Consider the following 20,967-nt stretch of genomic DNA (forward strand, 5'->3'; position numbering starts at 1 on the left):
CGCCGGCCTCAGTGCCCCTCGCCCTGGGGCGTGCTCGCCCTGGCGGACGGGGTCCGGGTGGGCTTCGCCGCCGGGGTGGTGGTGGACTTCCCGGTCGGCGTCGGCGTCGGCGTCGGCGTCGGCGTGGGGGTCGGGGTCGGGGTCGGAGTGGGCGTGGGCGTCGCGGTGGGGGCCGGCGTCGCGGCGGGCCCGCCGGGGGCCGCACCGGCCAGCGCCTCGGCGATCTCCTTCTCCAGCCACGGGGAGACGAACCGCATGCCCGCCGCGGTGAGGTGCACCCCGTCGTTGGCGGGGGAGACCAGGTGGCCGTCCCTGTCCTTCCAGGCGCAGGTCTCGTACGGGCAGTAGAAGGTGTTGAGGTCGAGGAGGCGGACGCTGCCGCCGGAGGCCTTCACGACGTCGCCGACCTGCCGGTTGTAGCAGGTGCCCCAGGTCTTGTTGACGGCGCCGTTCTCGACCCGCTCGTTCATCAGCAGCACCCGGGCCTGCGGCGCGCGGCGGCGGACCTGGTCGACGGCCTGCGCGAGGCGGGCGCCGTAGCGGGTCCGGTAGTCCTCGTCGCAGGGGTTGAGCCAGCTGCCGTCGAGGTACTGCTCGGCGGCGTCCCAGCCGAGGTGGAGGACGACGGCCTGCGGCCCGGCGCCGAGCCCGCGGTCCCAGGCGTCGGCCCGGTCGCGGCACTCCCGGGTGGTCCCGAACTCCTCCCCGGAGGTGGTGCGGACCTTCTCGGGGCCGAACACCCCGCACCCGCTGATCCCGCCGTCGACGACGCGGTAGCGGTCGCCGTGCCGGTACAGGCCGGTGGCGAGGTCCTGGGAGAAGGAGTCGCCGAGGAGCAGCACCATCGGCTTCCCGCTCGGCCCGGACCTCATGTCGTGCTCGACCCAGGAGGGCAGGTACCAGGCGCCGGTGGTGGCCACCGCGGCGGTGACGGCCACCAGCGGGACGGCCGGGAAGGCCCGCCAGCGCAGCACCCGCAGCTTCTCGGTGCCGGTGTGCAGCAGCCAGGCCAGGACCCAGGAGACCGGTGCGCCGATGAGGAGCAGCCTCTTCGGCGAGATGTCGTCGACGTAGTGCTGGAGCAGCCAGTACACCGGCAGGTGGAGCAGGTAGAGGCTGTAGGAGATGGTGCCGGTGAGCCGCAGCGGGGGCAGCGACATCAGCCGCACCAGCGGGCCCCGCTCCTGGCAGAGCGAGACGGTGAGCACCGCGGCGAGCGCCGCGACCACGGCCAACCCGCCCTGGTAGAGCCATGGTTCGTGGTAGTTGCCGACCGCGAGGCTGGCCCAGACCAGGCCGCCGAGGGCCGCGGTGCCGGTCAGGGTGGGCAGCAGGGGCCCGGCGGGCACGCGCGAGCGGGCGCGTGAGGCGCCGCTGCCGCCGGGGGAGCCGGCGCGGACCTTGCGGCGCTGCCACAGGTAGACGCCGAAGGCGGCGGTGGCGCCGGCCGCGAAGCCGACCGCGCGGGTCTGGGTGCCGAGGTAGAGGCGGTCGCTGTTGTGGCCGTTCCACAGCAGCGGGGCGACCAGCGCGGCGGCGGCGAACAGTCCGGCGGTGACGAAGCCGGCCGTGCGCACGGACCGGCGGCAGATCCCGAAGACCGCGAGCAGCAGCAGCGGCCACAGGGCGTAGAACTGCTCGGTGATGCTGAGCGACCACATGGCCGCGAGCGGGTCGATCGACTCGAAGTGCTGCCAGTAGGCGTCGCCGCGCGACAGCTGGGCCCAGTTGGCGATCTGGGCGAGTGCGGCGAGCGCCTGCGGGCGCACGTCCCTGACGTCCCGTAGCGGGCTGACGAGGGCGGACAGGCCGACCACCAGGATGACGGTGGCGAACAGGCCGGGCAGCAGCCGCTTGGCGCGGCGGCGGTAGAAGACGCCGAGCCGGATGCCGTCGGTGCGGTCCAGTTCGCGGACCAGCACCAGGGTGACCAGGAAGCCGGAGAGGACGAAGAAGACGTCCACGCCGAACAGCCCGTTCTGGAACCAGTTGGTGTGGTAGAGCAGCACCGACGCGATGGCCAGGCCGCGCAGGCCGTCGACCGCCTTGAAGCGGACGGAGGCCGGCAGCGGGCCGCGGGGCTCCGGGACGGGTGCGGGGATCGCGTAGCGGCTGACGGCGGGGGCGACGGTGCCCCTGCTCCTGCGCATGTCCTGGAGCGTCGGTCCGCTCGCGGGCATGCCGAGGCCGGGCCCGTCGTCCATGTGGTCAGTTCCCCCGGGTCGATCGACTGGCGCGACGTGTCCATGGGACATGTCTTGATCTGTGGTTTATATCAAAAGACGCCTGTTGATCGTCTGTCGGTCACCGGGGCGGGATGCGCCCCGGTGACCCCGACGGCGGCTCAGGCCTGCGGCTGGAACGTCATGGTGTAGACCATCAGGTCCATCCCCGGGTACGGGGCCCAGTCGCGCTCGGGGGTGCGGCGGAAGCCGATCCGCTCGTAGAGGCGGTGGGCGGTGGTCATCTCCGGGCGGGTGGAGAAGGCCATGCCGGTCAGGCCGAGGTCGCGGCTGCGGGTGACGCAGGCGCGCACCAGGGCCTCGCCGACGCCCCGGCCGCGGGCCGCGGCGGCGGTGGCGAGCATCCGTATCTCGCCCTCGCGCGGGGTGGCGATGTCGGCCCACTCGGTGCCGCCGACCGCGAAGGTCACGCAGCCGAGGACCCCGGCCCCGGCCGGGTCGACGGCGACCAGGAGCTCGGCCTCCTCGGCCCGTCGCCCGGCGTCGCGGAGGTGGTCGACGTAGCTGCCGTCGGGGTCGGTGTAGCCGTCGCCGACGAAGGCCTCGACGGTGACGCGGCCGGCGTCGGCGAGGTCCTCCGGGAGGGCCCGGCGGATGAGGAAGTCCATCGGGCCAGTGTGCCGGAGGCCGCTGCGGGGCGGTCCTCCGGGGTCGAACGGGCCGGGGCCGGGCGGGCAGGACCCGCCAACCGGCCGAGCCGCGCCGCGCCGAGCCGAGCCGCGCCGAGCCGCGCCGAGCCGCGCGCCCGCGGCCCCGGCGGCCGGGCGGGCGGCGGTCAGTCCCCGGCCGGCGCCAGGTGCCCGGTCCCGTTCCAGCCGTCCGGCCGCAGCCGCCCCTCGTGCGCCCGCCAGAGGCTGGTCGAGCAGTTGTGCACCGGCCCGAGCGCGGTGAGCTGCTCCTCGGTGAGCCGGTCCAGCGCGTAGCGGAGCATCAGCACCGTGCAGTCGTGGGCGACCACCAGGACGGGCCGTCCGGCCTCCTCCTCGCAGAGGTCCCGCAGCAGGCTGCGCACCCGCAGCGCGACGTCGGCCCAGGACTCGCCGCCCGGCGGGCGGTAGTACAGCTCGCCCATCTTGCGCCGCCGGGCCGCCTCCTCCGGGTGCTTGGCCTCGATCGCGGCCTTCGGCAGCATCTCCAGGATGCCGAGCTCGCGGTCGCGCAGCCGCTCGTCGTACCGGACGGCGAGGGTGACCGGGACGGCGCCGAGTCCGGCGGCCTGGGCGAGCGCGATCCGGGTGGTCTCGGCGGTGCGCACGTACGGCGAGCACCAGACGCTGCGCGGACGGTCGGCGCTGGGCAGGCCGGCCCACCAGTGGCCGAGCGCCTGGGCCTGCCGGCGGCCGTGCAGGGACAGCGGGATGTCGGCGTCGCGGCAGCTGATCGGGACGCTGAGCGCCCCGGCGGCCTCGGCCAGCTGGAACTCGACGTTGGCGGTGGACTCCCCGTGCCGGGTGGCGATCAGGACGGACGGCAGCCGGCCGGCCGCCGCCGGGCGGTGGGCGGGCGCGTGCTGGCCGTTGCCGTGGCCGCCGGTGTGCGGCCCCTGGCCGGTGCCGTGCTGGCCCGGCGCGGTGGTGTGGTGGTGCGGGTCCTGGGCGGACTGGTGCTGGCCGTTGAGGGTGGTGCCGAGTTCTGCCATGGCCGCGAGCTCCCCGTGGTCGATCAGGTCCCGGCCGGATGCCGGTCCGGTCTGGTGGTGCCCGGCGTACACGCCTGTTCATACATATGATCGCGCCGCCTTCTCCAGTGTTCACGGAGAAGGCGGCGCGATCACAGGGCGCGTACCGCGTGAATCAGTGCGCCGCTACGGGCTCCGGCGCGTTCTCCAGCTCGTCGTCGCCGGCCTCGGCGCTGTAGTCGGACGGCTTGGTCTCGTCCGGGAGCTGCGGCGCCCCGACCGCCCGCAGCACGAGGGTGAGCGCCACCGCGACGAGGAGGTTGAGGGCGAAGGCGGTCAGGCCGATGTAGCCGATCTCGCCGATGCCGGGGATCTCGGCCGCGTTGCCGCCGAAGTGCTTGGTGGCCGGGCTGGCGATCCCGTACGCCTTCCAGGTGCCGTAGACCATGCCGGCCGCCCAGCCGGCGAACAGCGCCCAGTGGTGGAACCAGCGGGTGAACAGGCCGCCGACGATCGCCACGAAGGTCTGGAGGATCCACAGGCCGCCCAGCAGCTGGAGGTTGATCGCCGCCTGCTTGTCCATGCCGAGCACGAAGACCAGCGCGCCGACCTTCACCAGCAGCGAGACCAGCTTGGCGATCCGGGTCTCGTCGGCGGGGGTGGCGGCGGGCTTGAGCCACTCCTTGTAGACGTTGCGGGTGAACAGGTTGGCCGCCGCGATGGACATGATGGCGGCCGGCACCAGCGCGCCGATGCCGATCGCGGCGAAGGCCACGCCGGTGAACCAGTCCGGGAACATGTCCGCGAACAGCTGCGGCACCGACAGCTGGGAGTTGTAGCCCTTGACGCCCTTGCCGACGCCCGCCGCGAGCGCCATGAAGCCGAGCAGCGCCAGCAGGCCCAGCATCAGCGAGTAGGCGGGCATGATCGCCATGTTGCGGCGCACGGTCTTGCGGGACTTGGAGGCCAGCACGCCGGTCACCGAGTGGGGGTACATGAACAGCGCCATCGCAGAGCCGAGGGCGAGCGTGGCGTACGTCCACTGCTTGTTCTCGGGGATGGTCAGCGAGCCGGCCTTGGCCTCCCTGAAGTGCTGCGCGGCCGAGTCGAAGATGTGCCCGTAGCCGCCGAGCCGGATCGGGATGTAGATCACCGCGACGATGATCACGATGTAGACCAGGGCGTCCTTGACGAAGGCGATCAGCGCCGGGGCGCGCAGGCCGGAGGAGTAGGTGTAGGCGGCCAGCACGCCGAAGGCGAGGAACAGCGGCAGGTCCTTGACGAACCAGTTCGCGTTCTCCCCGCCGCCGACCCCGAGCACGTCCAGCACCGCCTGGATGCCGACGAGCTGCAGGGCGATGTACGGCATGGTGGCCAGGATGCCGGTGAGCGCGACCACCAGCGACAGCGGCCGCGAGCCGTACCGGCCGCGCACGAAGTCGGCCGGGGTCACGTAGCCGTGCACCCGGGAGACCGACCAGAGCCGGGGCAGGAAGAGGAAGACCAGCGGGTAGGCGATGATCGTGTACGGCACCGCGAAGAAGCCCGCCGCGCCGGTCGCGTACACCGCGGCCGGGACTGCGACGAAGGTGTACGCGGTGTAGAGGTCGCCGCCGAGCAGGAACCAGGTCACCCAGGTCCCGAAGCTGCGGCCGCCCAGGCCCCACTCGTCCAGGTGCGCGGCGTCGCCCGCGCGGCGCCAGCGCGAGGCGAGGAAGCCCATCACGGTGACGAGGGCGAAGAACAGTACGAAGACCACCAGGGCCGGCACGTTGACGTCCTTCATCGCGCACCGCCCTTCCGGGCCGCCGCGCGGGCCTTCTCGTCCCGGGTGATCAGCAGGTAGGCGGCGACCGTGAAGACGGCCGACACCGGCACCCAGAGCAGCTGGTACCAGTAGAAGAACGGCATCCCGGCGAGGGCCGGGTCGCCCTTGTCGTAGGAGGACACCCAGAGCATCGCGACGATCGGCACGAGCAGGGCCAGACCGGCCAGCACCCGCTCGGGTGTCACCGCCGGGACGGGCCTCCCGGCTGGCTCGGGCATGACATCTTCGACACTGGGGGGATCAGACGGCATCTTCGGCTCCGCTCCGGAGGGGTCCCCGTCGGCGCCGCAGCCCGGCGGCGCGAGCGCTGCGCGGGCCCGCCGAGCAGCACCATCGGTGATCGGCAGTCAGGTCAGTAGGCTGCGCAATCTAGAGCATGGGGTGATCCGTGTCACCGGAATTGACGCAACTTCCCACCAGTCGGACGCGAGCGGCCGGAGTCCGTCGTCAAGGGGCGCAAAAGAGCCTCCGCGAGCGGTCCGCCGTCCCGCGGCCGCCGTCCCGCGGCCGCCGGTGCGGGACGTGCAAGGGGCCCCGGGGAACGCGGGCGGGCACCGGCGCGAGGGTCGCGCGCGCCGGTGCCCGAAGTGCGGTGGGGGAGTGCGGCTACTCCGGTCGCTTCGGCTACTCCGGACGCTTCAGCCGGGTGATGAACTTGTAGCGGTCGCCGCGGTAGATCGACCGGACCCACTCGACCGGGTCGCCCTCGGCGTCGAAGGAGTGCCGGGAGAGCTGGAGCATCGGCAGGCCGAGGTCGGAGCCGAGCAGGCCGGCCTCGCGCGGGTTGGCCAGGGTGGTCTCGATGGTCTCCTCGGCCTCGGCCACGGTGACCCCGTACACCTCGCGCAGCGCCGCGTACAGCGAGTTGTGCTTGGCCAGGTTGCGGCGCAGGGCCGGGAAGCGCTTGGCGGACAGGTGGGCGACCTCGATGGCCATCGGGTCGCCGTTGGCCAGCCGCAGGCGCTCGATCCGCAGCACCCGGCCGCCGGGCTTGATGTCGAGCAGCGGGGCGAGCCGGTCGTCGGCGGTGATGTAGCCGATCTCGATCAGCCGGGAGGCCGGCTCCAGCCCCTGGGCCCGCATGTCCTCGGTGTAGGAGGTGAGCTGGAGGGCCTGGGCGACCTTCGGCTTGGCGACGAAGGTGCCCTTGCCCTGGATGCGCTCCAGCCGCCCCTCGACGACCAGCTCCTGGAGGGCCTGGCGGACGGTGGTGCGGGAGGTGTCGAACTGGGCGGCCAGCGCCCGCTCGGGCGGCACCGGGGTGCCGGCGGGCTGGGTCTCGGTGAGCTGCAGCAGGTGCCGCTTCAGGCCGTAGTACTTGGGGACGCGCGCGGTCGGGTCGGTGCCGGCCTGCGTCGGGAGGCTGTTCACCTCGGGGTCGTTGACCTGGGCGGTGGATCCCCCGTCGCTGCTCATCGGACCTGTTCTCCCGCTTCTCGCGGGGCCCACAACGACCCCGCCACATCGTTAACGGCTCACATCGTTGCATGTATGGCTACGGAACGAATACCTCATCACGCGATGAACGATGTGCGGTGTCGGCTTGATAACGGGTGGTCGAGATCGGTCGAACAGCCGTTGACAGGCCCATTGGTCTAGGCCAAGCTCCAGGCATCTGGTCTACACCACTAGACCGGCCACTATGAATCCCCCCACCCGTTCGAAGGGGTCCGCGGCACCTTTCCCCCCGCTTTGTGTGGGTCTGCCGCTGCCGCCCGACGGGGGCAACCCAGGCATCCCTCAGGAGGATGGCGTGAAGCGTCAGCTCATCGCGGCGGTCGGCGTCGCAGCAATGGTCGTCGGCCTGGCGGCCTGTGGCTCGGACGGCAAGAAGAGCGAGGGCGACTCCAAGTCCTCCTCGGCCTCGGCGGCCGACAAGTACAAGGGCAAGACGCTGAAGGTCTGGACCATGAGCGGCTCGGCCCCGAAGGGCTGGACCGACGGCGTCAAGGCCGAGTTCGAGACCGCCTACCCGGGTTCGAAGGTCGAGTTCGCGACCCAGGAGTGGGGCGGCATCGGCGCCAAGGTCACCGCCGCGCTGTCGGAGGGTTCGGTCGACGTCCTGGAGGTCGGCAACACCCAGACCGCCGGGTACGCCGCCTCGGGTGGTCTGCTCGACATCACCAAGGACAAGGCCGCCCTGGGCGGCGACGCCTGGGCCGCCAACCAGAACGAGTCCACGATCCTGGACGGCAAGCAGTACGCCGCCCCGTGGTACGTCACCAACCGCGTGGTCGCCTACAACAAGGACCTGTGGGCCAAGGCCGGCCTGACGGACACGCCGAAGACCCTGGACGAGTTCTACGCCGACCTGGAGAAGCTGAAGGCCACCGAGGGCGTCGTCGACCCGATCTACATGCCCGGCCAGGAGTGGTACGTCTACTTCGGTCTGCTCACCAGCGAGGGTGGCAAGATCGCCAAGAAGGACGGCGACAAGTGGGTCGGCGGCCTGGCCTCCCCCGAGAGCCAGAAGGCCTTCGAGACCTACAAGAAGCTCCAGGGCTACTCGACCACCGGTCCGAAGGACAAGGACGAGGCCACCCCGCAGCAGAAGGACGTCTTCGGCCAGGGCAACGTCGGCACCATGATCGGCCTCGGCTGGGAGCTCCCGGACGAGAAGGCCATCCCGAAGGACAAGATCGGCTTCTTCCCGCTCCCGGGCAAGACCGCCGACAAGCCCTCCGGCGTGTTCCTCGGCGGCTCGAACCTCGCGATCGCCGCGCAGAGCAAGAACACCGACATGGCCAAGGACTTCCTGAAGATCGCCCTCAACGACAAGAACGAGGGCGTCGTCGCCGCGGCCGGGAACATCCCGAACAAGGCCTCGCTGAACAGCCAGATCACCGGTGACTTCGCCAAGGCCGCCCAGTCGGCCGCCGCGGTCGGCGCGATCACCCCGAACACCCCGAACTGGGCGAGCGTCGAGGACAACCCGAACCCGATCAAGGAGTTCCTGACCGCTGCCCTCCAGGGCGGCGACTTCGCCTCCACGGCCAAGAAGTACGACGACGAGATCGCCAAGAAGCTCAACCAGAAGCAGTAAGCACTGAGCGGCGTCGCTCACCGGCCCCCGGCGGGGGGCCGGTGGGCGACGCCTGTCCGTCGTGGCCAGGTTGTGAGGAAGTGAGAACGATGGCTGTGCATTCGGAGCGGGTGCAGACACAGTCCCCGGAACCAGGGGAGGCCGCCGTGGTCGGTCTTCGGAAGAGCGCCTCGGGTGGTGGCTCGAAGGGTTCCGCGCCGAAGGGCGCAAGATCCGCCGGCGGCCCCAGCCTGGGCTCACGCCTCGCGCCCTACCTGCTGCTGCTGCCGGCCACCGTGGCGACCCTGGCCCTGCTGGGCTGGCCGCTGCTCAAGACGGTGCTGCTGTCCTTCCAGAACCTCAACAGGCGCCAGCTCGTCCTGCACCTGACCGAGTGGACCGGCTTCGACAACTACAAGGAGCAGCTGACCGACCCGGAGTTCTGGTCGGTCACCGGTCGGACCGTCGCCTTCACCGCGGTCAACGTGGTGCTGATCATGGTCGGCGGCACCCTGATCGGCCTGCTGCTCAACCAGCTCGGCAAGAAGATGCGGCTGGTGCTCCAGATCGCGCTGCTGCTGGCCTGGGCCATGCCGGTGGTCGCCGCGACCACCGTCTACACCTGGCTGTTCGACTCCCAGTGGGGCGTCGTCAACTGGATCCTGGACCAGTTGGGGTGGCACTCGATGCGCGACTTCAACTGGCTCAGCGACCCGTACTCGACGTTCTTCATCATCATCCTGCTGATCGTCTGGATGTCGATCCCGTTCGTCGCGTTCAACATGTACGCCGGACTGACCACCATCCCGAAGGAGCTCTACGAGGCCGCGCGGATGGACGGCGCCGGCTCCGTCAAGATCTTCACCGCGGTGATCTTCCCCAACCTGAAGCCGTTCTTCCTGGCCACGACCTTCCTGGAGGTCATCTGGGTGTTCAAGGCCTTCACCCAGGTCTACGCGGTCAACGCGGGCGGCCCGGAGAAGCTGACCAGGACCCTGCCGGTGCACGCCTTCCTGGAGGGCTCGGCCGGCCAGCACTACGGCGTCGGCTCCGCGATCGCGGTGCTCACCATCCTGATGCTGGGCGTGCTGATGGCGTACTACTTCCGCATCATGATCAAGCAGGAGGACGAGCTGTGAGGCGCTCTCTCTTCGGACGTACCTGGCTGAACGTGATCGCGGCCGTCCTCGCCGTCTTCTTCGTCTTCCCCGTCTACTGGATGTTCGCGACCGCGTTCAAGCAGAACAGCGACATCATCAGCCCGACGCCGGTGTTCATCCCGCTCGACGCGACCTTCGAGCACTTCACCACCGCGGTGAACGCGCCGCACTTCTGGACGTACGTCCTCAACAGCGTCACCGTCACCGTCGGCGCGGTGCTCGGCTCGCTGGTGATCGCGACGCTGGCGTCCTTCGCGATCGCCCGGATGAAGTTCCGCGGCCGCAAGACCTTCGTGCTGGTCATCATGATGGCCCAGATGGCGCCCTGGGAGGTGATGACCATCGCGGTCTACATCATCTCCCGCGACAACGACATGCTGAACAGCCTCGTGCCGCTGACCCTCTTCTACATGATGATGGTCCTGCCCTTCACCATCTGGACGCTGCGCAGCTTCATCGCCGCGGTGCCGAAGGAGCTGGAGGAGTCGGCCATGGTGGACGGCTGCACCCGCACCCAGGCCTTCGTGAAGGTGATCTTCCCGCTGCTGGCCCCCGGTCTGATGTCGACCTCGCTGTTCGGCTTCATCACCGCGTGGAACGAGTTCCCGCTCGTGCTGATCCTCAACAAGGACGAGGGCAAGACCCTGCCGCTGTGGCTGTCGTCCTTCAAGACGGCCTTCGGCAACGACTGGGGCGCCACCATGGCCGCGTCCACGCTGTTCGCCATTCCCGTGCTGATCCTGTTCGTCTTCCTCCAGCGCAAGGCGGTCGGTGGTCTGACCGACGGCGCCGTGAAGGGCTGAGTCCACGTGAGCATCCTCGTTCCCACCGTGCCGGACAGCGACCAGCTGCACCGTGACGCCCTGACCGTCCTCCAGCCCGGCTTCGTCGGCACCGAGCCGCCGGAGTGGCTGCGCCGGCACCTCGCGGCCGGCCTCGGCTCGGTCGCGCTGTTCGACCGCAACGTGGTCGACCTCGACCAGCTGTCCGCGCTCACCCGGGCGCTGCGCGCCGAGAACCCCGACCTGCTGATCGCCATCGACGAGGAGAGCGGCGACGTCACCCGGCTGGAGGCGGGCTCCGGCTCGTCCTGGCCGGGCAACCTCGCGCTCGGCGCGATCGACGACCCGGCGCTGACCCGGGACGTCGCCCGCGAGCTGGGCCGGGCGCTGGCCGCGGCCGGCGTCAACTACAACTGGGCGCCCACCGCGGACGTCAACTCCAACCCGCGCAACCCGGTGATCGGCGTCCGCTCCTTCGGTGCCGACCCGGAGCTGTGCGCCCGGCACACCGCCGCCTGGGTGGAGGGCCTCCAGTCGGCCGGCGTGGCCGCCTGCTCCAAGCACTTCCCCGGCCACGGCGACACCGCGGTGGACTCGCACCACGGCCTGCCGGTCATCGACGTCGACCTGGACGTGCTGCGGGCCCGCGACCTGATCCCGTTCCAGGCGGCGATCGCGGCCGGCACCAAGGCCGTGATGACCGCCCACATCATGATCCCGGCGCTGGACCCGAAGCTGCCGGCCACCCTGAGCCCGTCCGTGCTGCGCGACCTGCTGCGCGCGGCCCCGGCCGACGGCGGCCTCGGCTACCAGGGCCTGATCGTCAGCGACGCGATCGAGATGGGCGCCATCGCCGACACCTTCGGGATGGGCACGGGCACCGTGCTGGCCCTGGCGGCCGGCGCGGACGCGATCTGCGTCGGCGGCGGGCTCGCCGACGAGGAGACCGTGCTGATGCTGCGCGACGCCATCGTGGCGGGCGTGCGCGCCGGCACGCTGGCCGAGGAGCGGCTGGCGGACGCCGCCGAGCGGGTCCGGGCGCTGGGCAGCTGGGGCCGGATCGCGGCCCAGGGCGAGCGGGCCGAGCCGGACCTCGCGGTCGGCCTGCGGGCCGCGCGCCGGGCGCTCAGGGTGGTCCGGGCGCCGGGCCTGGCGGTGCCGCCGGTGAGCGAGCGCCCGTACGTGGCCTCCTTCTCGGACGAGCCGAACATCGCGGTCGGCGACGTCACCCCGTGGGGCGTGGCCGGCATGCTGGCCGACCGCTTCCCCGGCACCCGCACCCGGGAGGTGTCGGCGGCCGAGGCCGCGCCGGAGCTGCTGGAGGCGCTGGTCGCCGAGCTGCTGGCCGGCGCCGAGGGCCGCAGCCTGGTGCTGGTGGTCCGGGACGCGCACCGGCACGCCTGGATGGCCGCCGCGCTGGGCCGCCTGGTGGCGGCCCGGCCGGACGCCGCCGTGGTGGAGATGGGCCTGCCCCAGTCCGAGCCGGTCGGCGCGCTCCACATCGCCACCCACGGCGCCGCCCGGGTCTGCGGACTGGCGGCGGTGGAGGTCCTCACCGGACAGCCGGGAGCGGTCGGCTGAAACGATCGACGAGACGCCGCCGGCCCGGTCCGGTGACGTCGGCCGACGGGCCCGTCATGCGCATGTCGCATGGCGGGCCCGTCCCGTTTCCCCGGGGTCGGCCCCCAGTGCCCGTCAGGTGACCGTGTTCCCTCAAGAGGGGCTTAAATCCACCTTAAGACCTACTTAGGGTGACGGAACGGCGACTGGCGGCCACGCGGTACAACAGCTCTGCAACGGCCGTCCCAAGTAAGGCTTTTGATCGTTGACACCACCTATGGTCTAGGCCAGAGTCCAGTCATCCGGTTCGAGATTCAACCTCGCCGGATGTGGTATCGGCCCTCCCCGAAGCTCTTCGCCGCCCCCTGTCCGGACTCTCCGCCGCGGGCGCCAATCACGCTGCCGGCGGGCAACACGGCTCTACACCCTCGGAGGACGGCGTGAAGAAGCGTCAGCTCATCTCGGCGCTCGGGACCATGGCACTGGCGGTCGGTCTGACGGCCTGTTCCTCGACCGCGAAGCCCGCGGGCGACGGCGCGAGCGGCTCCGCGGACCCGAAGGCCGCCGGCGGCACCGTGACCGTCTGGCTGATGGACGACGCCCAGAAGAACTGGCCGGACCTCGTCCAGCGGGTCAACGACGAGTTCGCGACGAAGTACCCGAACGTCAGCCTCAAGCTGGTCTACCAGGGGTGGGCCGACAAGGTGGGCAAGCTCGACAAGGCCATCGCCGACGGCAGCGCCCCCGACGTGGTGGAGCTGGGCAACACCGAGACCATGAAGTACGTGCTCTCCGGCGCGCTGGCCCCGGTGGACCGCGGCACCTTCGACAACTCCGACAGCTGGATCAAGGCGCTCGCCAACACCTGCACCTACCAGGACAAGCTCTGGTGCGTGCCGTACTACGCGGGCGCCCGGGTCGCGATCTACAACTCCGCCGCCTTCCAGCAGGCCACCGGCAGCGCCGACTTCCCGAAGACCGAGGCGGACCTGCTGGCCGCGCTGGACAAGGTCGCGGACCGGAACAAGGCGGACCGGACCTTCTCCGCGCTCTACCTGCCCGGGCCCTACTGGTACGCCGCGATGAGCTACGTGGCGGCGTACGGCGGCGGCATCGCCAAGTTCGACGGCTCCGGCAACTGGCACGGCACCCTGCACGACCCCAAGTCCCAGCAGGGCGTCAGCCACTTCGTCGACCTGGTGCGCAAGTACAACAAGGGCGACCTGACGGTGAACGAGCAGAACCAGTTCGAGGCGATGGCCCGCGGGCACGCCGCGTCCTTCTACGGCAACGGCTACGAGGCGGCCAGCGTCACCGCGCCGGTCACCGGCGACCCGAGCCTCAAGGACGCCGTCAAGGTGGCCACCATGCCCGGCCCGGACGGCAAGCCGCTGCCGACCTTCATCGGCGGCTCCGACCTCGCCGTCACCGCCAAGTCCCAGCAGGTGGCGCCGGCCACCGACTGGATCCGGATGTTCACCAGCGGCAAGTCCCAGCAGGCGCTGGCCGACAAGGACATCCTGCCGAACAACCTCACCCAGCTGAACCCGCTGAAGAACAAGCCGACCACCGCCGCCGCGGCCAACGCCGTCCCGGACGCCTGGTTCACCCCGCTGGCCCCCGGCTGGGGCGCGGTCGAGAAGCAGAAGATCATCCCGGACATGCTGGCCTCGATCCTCAAGGGCAAGTCGGTGGACCAGGCCACCAAGGAGGCCGACGCCGCGATCGACCAGCTGATCAACAAGGCGTCCTGACCCTCCGTCGCGCGCGCCGCCGGTACGCCCCGACCGTCCGCGCGGGGGCGTACCAGCGGCGCCCGCCGGGGGCGCGCGGGCGTGCGGACGGAGGTGCCCGGCCGCGGGCGCGCCCGTAGGATTGCCGGACGAAGGACCGCAGCGAGTGTGCGGACTCGCCGCCGTGGAGGTCCCCGCCGGGCAGCCGCCCGCGCGGGGTCGAACCGTCTCATCGGAGGCAGACCCAGATGTCCGACCCGCAGACCGTTCCCGGCCGGATCATGGCGGCGGAGATGGCCGAGCAGCCGGCCGTCCTCCAGCGCATCCTCGACGAGGGTGCCCCGAGGATCCGCGAGGTCGCCGCGCAGATCGCCGCCCGGGGGCCGCGCTTCGTCCTGCTCACCGCGCGCGGCACGTCCGACAACGCCGCGCTCTACGCCAAGTACCTGGTCGAGATCCTGCTCGGCAAGCCGGCCGGGCTGACCTCGATGTCCACCATCACCGCGTACGGCGCCAAGCCGGACCTCACCGACGTGCTGGTCGTCACCGTGAGCCAGTCCGGCGGCTCGCCCGACCTGGTGGCCTCCACCAAGGCCGCCCGCGAGGCCGGCGCGATCACCCTCGCGGTGACCAACAACGCCGCCTCGCCGCTCGCGGAGGTCTCCGAGTTCCACATCGACGTGCTGGCCGGCCCGGAGAAGGCGCTGCCGGCCACCAAGACCTACACCGCCGAGCTGCTGGCGCTCTACCTGCTGGTCGAGGGCCTGCGCGGGGGCGACGGCGCCGCCGCCCGGGAGCTGCCGGGCCTGGCGGCCGGGGTGCTGGCCCGCCGGGCCGAGGTGAGGGCGCTGGCCGAGCGCTACCGGTTCGCCCAGCGGCTGGTGATCACCTCGCGCGGCTACGGCTACCCGACCGCCCGCGAGGCGGCGCTCAAGCTGATGGAGACCACCTACATCCCGGCCACCCCGTTCTCCGGCGCGGACCTGCTGCACGGCCCGCTGGCCATGGTGGACAACGTCTCGCCGGTGATCGCGATCGTCCCGGACGGCAAGGGCGGGGAGGCCCTCCAGCCGGTGCTGGACCGGCTGCGCGGGCGCGGCGCGGACCTGGTGGTGGTCGGCCGCCAGGAGCAGGTGGACGCCGCCTCGGCGGGCTTCGCGCTGCCGGCCGGCGTGCCCGAGGAGGTGCAGCCGATCCTGGAGATCCTGCCGCTCCAGCTGCTGGCCTACGAGGTCACCATCGCCCGTGGCCAGGACCCGGACGCCCCGCGCGCCCTGGCCAAGGTCACCGAGACGCGGTAGGGCGCGGCCGGTCGGCGCCGGGGCGCGGCCCCGCCGCCCCGTTCGACGGGTCGGCCCCCGGTCCACGGGCTTGTGGACCGGGGGCCGGCGCGTTGAGCGGCGGAAACGTGGTTCAGGGGGAGCAGGACGGGGGCGGAAAACACTACGGGCCACGGCGCCGACACGGGACCCTCAACCCGTGCGGCACCGCAGCCCGGAGCTGTCGTCGGGCACCGGGCCGATCGAGGACTGTGCGGGGTCCTCGTTCGGCGGCGTCCGACCGAGGAGGGGCCGCGCGCGGTCAGGGCAGTTGCGCGGGGGCCTCTCCTTGGTGCCCTTTCATTGTGGACTAGACCAATCTCGGTTGTCCAGGCCTCTCGGCAAATTGGTCTAAACAACCTCAGGGGGGGTGGGCCGGCTCCCCGGCACCGGCGGCGACCGGGGGAGCCCGGGGGAGGACGGCCGCCGCGCCCCGCCCGGACCGGCGGCGCTACCCTCGCCATGTGCCCTCGCTGAACGAACTCGTCCGCCGCCACACCACCCTCACCGGGGCCGATGTGGAATGGCTCCACCACCTGGTCTCGGAGTGGCAGCTGCTCTCCGACCTCTCCTTCGCCGACCTGGTGCTGTGGATCCCCACCTGGGACGGCATCCGCTACGTCTCGGTGGCGCAGATGCGGCCCAACACCGGGCCCACCTCCTACCAGGACGACATGGTCGGCCACCTCGTCCCGCGCGGCCGCCGCCCGCTGCTGGACGCCGCCTTCGACGAGGGCCGGATCGTGCGCGAGGGAGACCCGGAGTGGCGCGAGGAGGTCCCGGTCCGGGTCGAGTCGATCCCCGTCCGGCGCGAGGGCAAGGTGCTGGGGGTGATCGCCCGCAACACCAACCTGCTGACCGTGCGCACCCCGAGCCGGCTGGAGCTCACCTACCTCCAGAGCGCCTCCGACCTGGCCCAGATGATCGCGGCCGGCTCCTTCCCCTACCCCGGCGTCGAACAGGCCGACATGGACGCGGCCCCCCGGGTCGGCGACGGCCTGATCCGGCTGGACGCGGACGGCATCGTCACCTACGCCAGCCCCAACGCCCTCTCCGCCTACCACCGGCTCGGCCTCACCACCGACCTGGTCGGCAGCCACCTGGGCCGGGCCACCGCCGACCTCGCCCCGCCGTCCCGCTCGGCCGTCCACGAGGCGCTGGTGAAGCTGGCGAGCGGCTGGGCGCCCCGGCAGACCGAGGTGGAGGCCCAGGGCGGCGTGGTGACGCTGCGGGCGATCCCGCTCAAGCCCAAGGGCACCCTGACCGGCTCGCTGGTGCTGTGCCGGGACGTCACCGAGCTGCGCCGCCGTGACCGCGAGCTGATGACCAAGGACGCCACCATCCGGGAGATCCACCACCGGGTGAAGAACAACCTCCAGACCGTCGCCGCCCTGCTGCGGCTGCAGTCCCGCCGGATGGAGTCGGAGTCCGGCCGGGCCGCGCTGGACGAGGCGGTGCGCCGGGTCGGCTCGATCGCGATCGTCCACGAGACGCTCTCCCAGGCGCTGGACGAGCAGGTGGCCTTCGACGAGATCGCCGACCGGGTCCTCGCGATGGTGATGGAGCTGTCCCAGGACGGCCGGGTGGCGACCCGCCGCTCCGGCAGCTTCGGCATCCTGTCCGCCGAGGTGGCCACCCCGCTGTCGATGGTGCTGACCGAACTGCTGCAGAACGCCCTGGAGCACGCGTTCGGGCCGTCCGCCTCCGGGAACCTGGAGGTCAGCGCGCTGCGCGGGCGGGCCCCGGCGACCGGCACGGGCTGGTCGGACAGCTGGAACGGCGGCGCCCGGCCGGAGGAGTACCTGCTGATCACGGTGCAGGACGACGGCCGCGGGATGCCGGAGGGGTTCGACCCGAAGACGGCCGGCAACCTCGGGCTGCAGATCGTCCGGACGCTGGCCACCGGCGAGCTGGGCGGCACCTTCGACATGGTGGCCGGCCCGAACGGCGGGACGAAGGTGATCCTGGAGATCCCGGTCCGCTGAGCCGCCGCCGGGGAGCCCGCCGCCGAAGGGTGCGACCGGACGCGAAGGGGTGCGGCCACGCGTGCGGGTGCACGGCGGGGGCGTGCACCCGGCGGGAGCGCCGGGGGTGCGCATCCGCACGCCGGAGCGCGGGGGCCGACTGCGGGACGGTAGCTGGGCCGACTGCGGGACCGGTCGCGGGGCCGGGTGCGCCCGGGAGAACAGAAACGAGGCCCTGTCGACCGGGGGGGGGTGGGTCGACAGGGCCTCTCAACCCGTTCCGGCCGTCGGGGGGAGTCGGCCGGAGCGGGGGCTCTGGGTGGTGCGACACCTCGCCGGTGCGTTGCACACGGTGAGCGCCACAGCTCCACAATATTGCTCTAAGTGAACAGTATCAAGTGGCTGGGCTGGTCCGGTGTCGCGGGACCTGGCTGGGCGAGGTCCTTGGTGCGGAAGGCTTCACCAGGAGGTGCAGGGAAGCCTTTGATCGTGTGTCGATCGGTACGGCGGTTACTGCTGGTGCTACGGCGTGTGATCGCCGGGCGATCAGGCGGTGCGGGCGCGGTTGCGGGCGGCACGGCGCTTCATCGCGCGGCGCTCGTCCTCGCTCATACCGCCCCAGACGCCGGCGTCCTGGCCGGTCTCGAGCGCCCACTGGAGGCACTGCTCCATCACCGGACAGCGGCGGCACACGGCCTTGGCTTCCTCGATCTGCAGCAGAGCAGGACCGGTGTTCCCGATCGGGAAGAACAGCTCCGGGTCCTCTTCGCGGCAGACAGCGCGGTGGCGCCAGTCCATGGTCGTCCAACTCCTCCTGCCGCGGGGGGTGGCCCGATCGGCATAATCGAATGGCTTGTGAATGTGAACGCTTTCACGAATCCCGCAACAGCAAAAGAGACCAGAGGCCCGTCGGGCCCGTGAGGTCTGTGCTGGGGGGGATTCGGCGATTCGAGGGACGCCCCGCGGTCGGCGCTCCTGTGGTTCCGGAGTTGCCGTCGCTGCGATGTGTCCCGATCGCCATGTAGAGGTTCGCAAACCTCGGGCTCGGATACAACCCCCTTCGGGGAGGAATTTTGGATTCTTCGGTGTCGCCTAGCTCACAGCCAGTACTTCTATGGAGTGAAGGGGGCTTGTGCGTTCGAGAAGAAGGGGGAACCCCCCTTCCAGTCACACAATCACACGCAGTGCCCGCCGTACGCCTGTGAAACTGACGCGACTCCGGTCTCCAAGATGGTCCCCGTCGACCTGGAACGGGGCCGGTTCCTCCGAAACCAAGGTGAAGTGTCTGACGTCGTGATAGGAGACGACGTGCTTCCCGGAAGGGCCCGCAGGAGGGGTGCCGTCACTCGAAGTCGTGTACGACCGCAGGATCTGACGGACCGTTCGAGCGGTGCCGAACGCCGTCATCCGGGTGATGCCGAAGACGTCCAGGTCCGTGTCGAAGGAGGCGAGGGGCGAGGGGTAGACCGGACGGTTGCCGAGGAAGGTCCAGGGCGAGGTGTTGCTGACTATCGACAGCACCAGGCCCGGAACCCGTGTCCGGCCCGGCAGCTCCAGGCAGACCGGGCCGGACCGGCGCTGCTCACGCTGGGTGAAGTAGTGCCGCAGGGCCTGGCCGACGTAGAGCGCGTGGGTGGACTTGCGCCCGGCCCGCCGCTGCTCCTCGACCCGGCCCACCACCCCGGCGTCGAAGCCGAGGCCGGCGGTGAAGGTGAACCAGCGGTCCGGCAGTCCGTCGGTCATCGCCTTGCCCAGCCCGATCGGCCGCTCCCGGCCCTGCTCCAGCGCGTGCAGCAGGGCGCCGGTGGCCTCCACCGGGTCGTTGGGCAGGCCCAGCGCGCGGGCGAACACGTTGGTCGAACCGCCCGGCACCACGGCCAGTCGCGGGACCCGCTCGCCCGGGCCGTGCGCCAGCAGCCCGTTCACCACCTCGTTGACGGTGCCGTCCCCGCCCAGCGCCACCACCAGGTCGACCGTGCCGTCCTCCGCCGCCTCGCGGGCCAGGTCGCGCGCGTGGCCCCGGTACTGGGTCTCGGCGACCTCCAGCTTGAGGTCGCTGCGCAGGGCGTGGATCAGGACGTCCCTGGTCCGGCCACTGGTGGTGGTGGCCTTGTGGTTCACGACCAGGAGAGCGCGCATGGGGAAAGCCTACGGGTCGGTACGGATGAACCGGCGGCTACCCTGCTGGAGTGACCGCAGAAACCCCCGCCTCCGCAACCGCCGCCGGCTCCGCCCGTCCGGCCTCCCTGACCCTGGGCGCCGCCCTCACGGCCCTGGAGGGGGCCGCGCTGGCCGTCGTCGGCGTCTGGGACATGGTGGCCGCGCTGTCCGGCCAGTCCAAGCAGCTCGCGCTGAACGAGTTCGGCGGAGCCGTCATCGTGCTGCTCGGCGTGTTGCCGGTGCTGGCGGCCCGCGCGCTGCTCAAGGAGCGCCGCTGGGGCCGCAGCCCGGCGGTGCTGACCAACTCGATCTGCCTGCCGGTCGGGTACTACATGATCCAGATCGGCGGCGGGATGGTCGCGGTCGGCGTGCTGGTCGGCCTGCTCGGCCTGGTGGGCATCGGCTGCCTGCTGAACCCGAAGTCGACGGCGGCCCTGTACGGCCCCTCCGGGAGCTGACGCCGGGGGCCGCACAGGGCCGGCGGCCGTGCGGGACGCGGTACGGCCGCCCGGGCCCGCGCGGGGCTGAGCGGCCGTCAGTCCTACTCCTCCACCAGGAGCTTCTCCCGCAGCTGCGCCAACGTCCGGGCCAGCAGCCGGGACACGTGCATCTGGGAGATCCCCACCTCGGCGGCGATCTGCGACTGGGTCATGTTCCGGAAGAACCGCAGCACCAGGATCTTCTGCTCCCGGGGCGGCAGTTGGGCCAGCAGCGGTTTGAGCGACTCGCGGTACTCGACGCCCTCCAGCGCCTCGTCCGTCGCGCCCAGGGTGTCCGCGACGGCCGGCGACTCGTCGTCGCTGTCCGGCACGTCCAGGGAGAGCGTGGAGTACGCGTTGGCGGACTCCAGGCCCTCCAGGACGTCCTCCTCGGAGATCCCCAGGTGCTCGGCCAGCTCGTGCACCGTGGGGGAGCGGCCGTGCCGCTGGGAGAGCTCGCTGGTCGCCGTGGTGAGCGACAGCCGCAGCTCCTGGAGCCGGCGCGGGACGCGCACCGCCCAGCCCTTGTCGCGGAAGTGCCGCTTGATCTCCCCGACGATGGTCGGCGTCGCGTAGGTGGAGAACTCCACCCCGCGCTCGTGGTCGAAGCGGTCCACCGACTTGATCAGCCCGATGGTGGCGACCTGCGTCAGGTCGTCCAGCGGCTCGCCGCGGTTGCGGAAGCGCCGGGCCAGGTGCTCGACCAGCGGGATGTGCATCCGCACCAGCTGGTTGCGCAGCTCGACCCGCTCGGGGGAGCCCTCGGGCAGCGCGGACAGCCGGACGAACAGCGCGCGGGCGGCCTCCCGGTCCGGGGCGCCGGTGCGGTGCGAGCCCTGGGCGGGCACGGCGCCGTGCAGCTCGGCCTCGACCGCCGGGTCCGTCTCCGCCGCCGGGTCCGGCGGGGGCACGGAGGCAGGCGTCGGCTCGGACGTCGGCTCGGTGGGGTGGCTCATCCGCTGGGCGTCCTTCGGGTGCGCTTCGTCGTTGGCGGCGAGGCCGGGAACGCTCGCCTGGGTCGGTACGGCAGGTCCCGCCGTCGCGAGGCCGGTACGGTCCAGATCACTCACGGCCATTCCCCCGTTCCGTTCCGGGAGCA

Annotated in this window: 17 protein-coding genes; 8 read left to right on the forward strand and 9 right to left on the reverse strand. The window is 71.7% G+C overall.

The genetic code is table 11. The features are described from left to right. Positions 1–8 precede the first annotated feature (8 nt). From ACH5AR_RS25900 to ACH5AR_RS25925, 6 genes are all read right to left on the reverse strand, one after another. Positions 9–2,204 (reverse strand): acyltransferase family protein, encoded by a 2,196-nt coding sequence (locus tag ACH5AR_RS25900; RefSeq protein WP_396303893.1) that lies wholly within the window; start codon positions 2,202–2,204, stop codon positions 9–11. A 140-nt stretch (positions 2,205–2,344) separates the two neighbouring features. Then, positions 2,345–2,851, reverse strand: a complete 507-nt coding sequence (locus ACH5AR_RS25905) for a GNAT family N-acetyltransferase (protein ID WP_396303894.1) — start codon at positions 2,849–2,851, stop codon at positions 2,345–2,347. 167 nt (positions 2,852–3,018) lie between these two features. Continuing rightward, positions 3,019–3,882 carry a histidine phosphatase family protein gene (locus ACH5AR_RS25910; protein WP_396303895.1) on the reverse strand — a complete coding sequence of 288 codons (864 nt, stop codon included), beginning with the start codon at positions 3,880–3,882 and terminating at the stop codon, positions 3,019–3,021. 154 nt (positions 3,883–4,036) lie between these two features. After that, positions 4,037–5,647 (reverse strand): monocarboxylate uptake permease MctP, encoded by a 1,611-nt coding sequence (gene mctP, locus ACH5AR_RS25915; protein ID WP_396303896.1) that lies wholly within the window; start codon positions 5,645–5,647, stop codon positions 4,037–4,039. After that, positions 5,644–5,907, reverse strand: coding sequence for a DUF3311 domain-containing protein (locus ACH5AR_RS25920; protein WP_396303897.1), 264 nt, complete (start codon positions 5,905–5,907; stop codon positions 5,644–5,646). Before ACH5AR_RS25920 ends, mctP begins: the two co-directional genes overlap by 4 nt. Positions 5,908–6,313: 406 nt before the next feature. Then, complete coding sequence (locus ACH5AR_RS25925) at positions 6,314–7,105, reverse strand: GntR family transcriptional regulator (RefSeq protein WP_396303898.1); 792 nt, start codon at positions 7,103–7,105, stop codon at positions 6,314–6,316. A gap of 337 nt (positions 7,106–7,442) precedes the next feature. On the opposite strand from ACH5AR_RS25925, the gene ACH5AR_RS25930 reads away from it, so the two are divergent. From ACH5AR_RS25930 to ACH5AR_RS25960, 7 genes are all read left to right on the forward strand, one after another. Further along, positions 7,443–8,732, forward strand: coding sequence for an extracellular solute-binding protein (locus tag ACH5AR_RS25930; protein ID WP_396303899.1), 1,290 nt, complete (start codon positions 7,443–7,445; stop codon positions 8,730–8,732). Positions 8,733–8,821: 89 nt separating this feature from the next. After that, entirely contained in the window at positions 8,822–9,850 is a 1,029-nt protein-coding gene (locus ACH5AR_RS25935; protein ID WP_396303900.1) for a carbohydrate ABC transporter permease, read from the forward strand. After that, complete coding sequence (locus ACH5AR_RS25940; protein ID WP_396303901.1) at positions 9,847–10,674, forward strand: carbohydrate ABC transporter permease; 828 nt, start codon at positions 9,847–9,849, stop codon at positions 10,672–10,674. Before ACH5AR_RS25935 ends, ACH5AR_RS25940 begins: the two co-directional genes overlap by 4 nt. 6 nt (positions 10,675–10,680) lie before the next feature. Further along, positions 10,681–12,234, forward strand: a complete 1,554-nt coding sequence (locus ACH5AR_RS25945) for a glycoside hydrolase family 3 protein (protein WP_396303902.1) — start codon at positions 10,681–10,683, stop codon at positions 12,232–12,234. 455 nt (positions 12,235–12,689) lie between these two features. Further along, positions 12,690–13,967 (forward strand): extracellular solute-binding protein, encoded by a 1,278-nt coding sequence (locus ACH5AR_RS25950; RefSeq protein ID WP_396303918.1) that lies wholly within the window; start codon positions 12,690–12,692, stop codon positions 13,965–13,967. Positions 13,968–14,194: 227 nt separating this feature from the next. Next, positions 14,195–15,247 (forward strand): SIS domain-containing protein, encoded by a 1,053-nt coding sequence (locus ACH5AR_RS25955; protein WP_396303903.1) that lies wholly within the window; start codon positions 14,195–14,197, stop codon positions 15,245–15,247. 482 nt (positions 15,248–15,729) lie between these two features. Continuing rightward, positions 15,730–17,250 carry a sensor histidine kinase gene (locus ACH5AR_RS25960; RefSeq protein WP_396303904.1) on the forward strand — a complete coding sequence of 507 codons (1,521 nt, stop codon included), beginning with the start codon at positions 15,730–15,732 and terminating at the stop codon, positions 17,248–17,250. Positions 17,251–17,775: 525 nt separating this feature from the next. Here the strand turns inward: ACH5AR_RS25960 and ACH5AR_RS25965 are convergent. After that, positions 17,776–18,027 carry a WhiB family transcriptional regulator gene (locus ACH5AR_RS25965; RefSeq protein WP_014138019.1) on the reverse strand — a complete coding sequence of 84 codons (252 nt, stop codon included), beginning with the start codon at positions 18,025–18,027 and terminating at the stop codon, positions 17,776–17,778. A gap of 369 nt (positions 18,028–18,396) precedes the next feature. Further along, complete coding sequence (locus ACH5AR_RS25970; protein WP_396303905.1) at positions 18,397–19,368, reverse strand: diacylglycerol/lipid kinase family protein; 972 nt, start codon at positions 19,366–19,368, stop codon at positions 18,397–18,399. 50 nt (positions 19,369–19,418) lie between these two features. Here ACH5AR_RS25970 and ACH5AR_RS25975 point away from each other — a divergent pair, with 50 nt between their 5' ends. Further along, on the forward strand, positions 19,419–19,847 hold the full coding sequence (locus tag ACH5AR_RS25975) for a hypothetical protein (protein WP_396303906.1): 429 nt from the start codon (positions 19,419–19,421) through the stop codon (positions 19,845–19,847). An 83-nt stretch (positions 19,848–19,930) separates the two neighbouring features. On the opposite strand, the gene ACH5AR_RS25980 is transcribed toward ACH5AR_RS25975, so the two are convergent. Then, entirely contained in the window at positions 19,931–20,938 is a 1,008-nt protein-coding gene (locus ACH5AR_RS25980; RefSeq protein ID WP_396303907.1) for a SigB/SigF/SigG family RNA polymerase sigma factor, read from the reverse strand. Positions 20,939–20,967 lie beyond the last annotated feature (29 nt).

The sequence above is a fragment of the Kitasatospora sp. NPDC018619 genome (assembly GCF_044391605.1).
GTDB lineage: Bacteria > Actinomycetota > Actinomycetes > Streptomycetales > Streptomycetaceae > Kitasatospora.

Bases quoted from the DNA above. Each gene is read 5' to 3' on its own strand.
- ACH5AR_RS25900 (WP_396303893.1), bottom strand. From the start codon at position 2,204: ATGGACGACGGGCCCGGCCTCGGCATGCCCGCGAGCGGACCGACGCTC.
- ACH5AR_RS25905 (WP_396303894.1), bottom strand. From the start codon at position 2,851: ATGGACTTCCTCATCCGCCGGGCCCTCCCGGAGGACCTCGCCGACGCC.
- ACH5AR_RS25910 (WP_396303895.1), bottom strand. From the start codon at position 3,882: ATGGCAGAACTCGGCACCACCCTCAACGGCCAGCACCAGTCCGCCCAG.
- mctP (WP_396303896.1), bottom strand. From the start codon at position 5,647: ATGAAGGACGTCAACGTGCCGGCCCTGGTGGTCTTCGTACTGTTCTTC.
- ACH5AR_RS25920 (WP_396303897.1), bottom strand. From the start codon at position 5,907: ATGCCCGAGCCAGCCGGGAGGCCCGTCCCGGCGGTGACACCCGAGCGG.
- ACH5AR_RS25925 (WP_396303898.1), bottom strand. From the start codon at position 7,105: ATGAGCAGCGACGGGGGATCCACCGCCCAGGTCAACGACCCCGAGGTG.
- ACH5AR_RS25935 (WP_396303900.1), top strand. From the start codon at position 8,822: ATGGCTGTGCATTCGGAGCGGGTGCAGACACAGTCCCCGGAACCAGGG.
- ACH5AR_RS25950 (WP_396303918.1), top strand. From the start codon at position 12,690: ATGGCACTGGCGGTCGGTCTGACGGCCTGTTCCTCGACCGCGAAGCCC.
- ACH5AR_RS25955 (WP_396303903.1), top strand. From the start codon at position 14,195: ATGTCCGACCCGCAGACCGTTCCCGGCCGGATCATGGCGGCGGAGATG.
- ACH5AR_RS25965 (WP_014138019.1), bottom strand. From the start codon at position 18,027: ATGGACTGGCGCCACCGCGCTGTCTGCCGCGAAGAGGACCCGGAGCTG.
- ACH5AR_RS25970 (WP_396303905.1), bottom strand. From the start codon at position 19,368: ATGCGCGCTCTCCTGGTCGTGAACCACAAGGCCACCACCACCAGTGGC.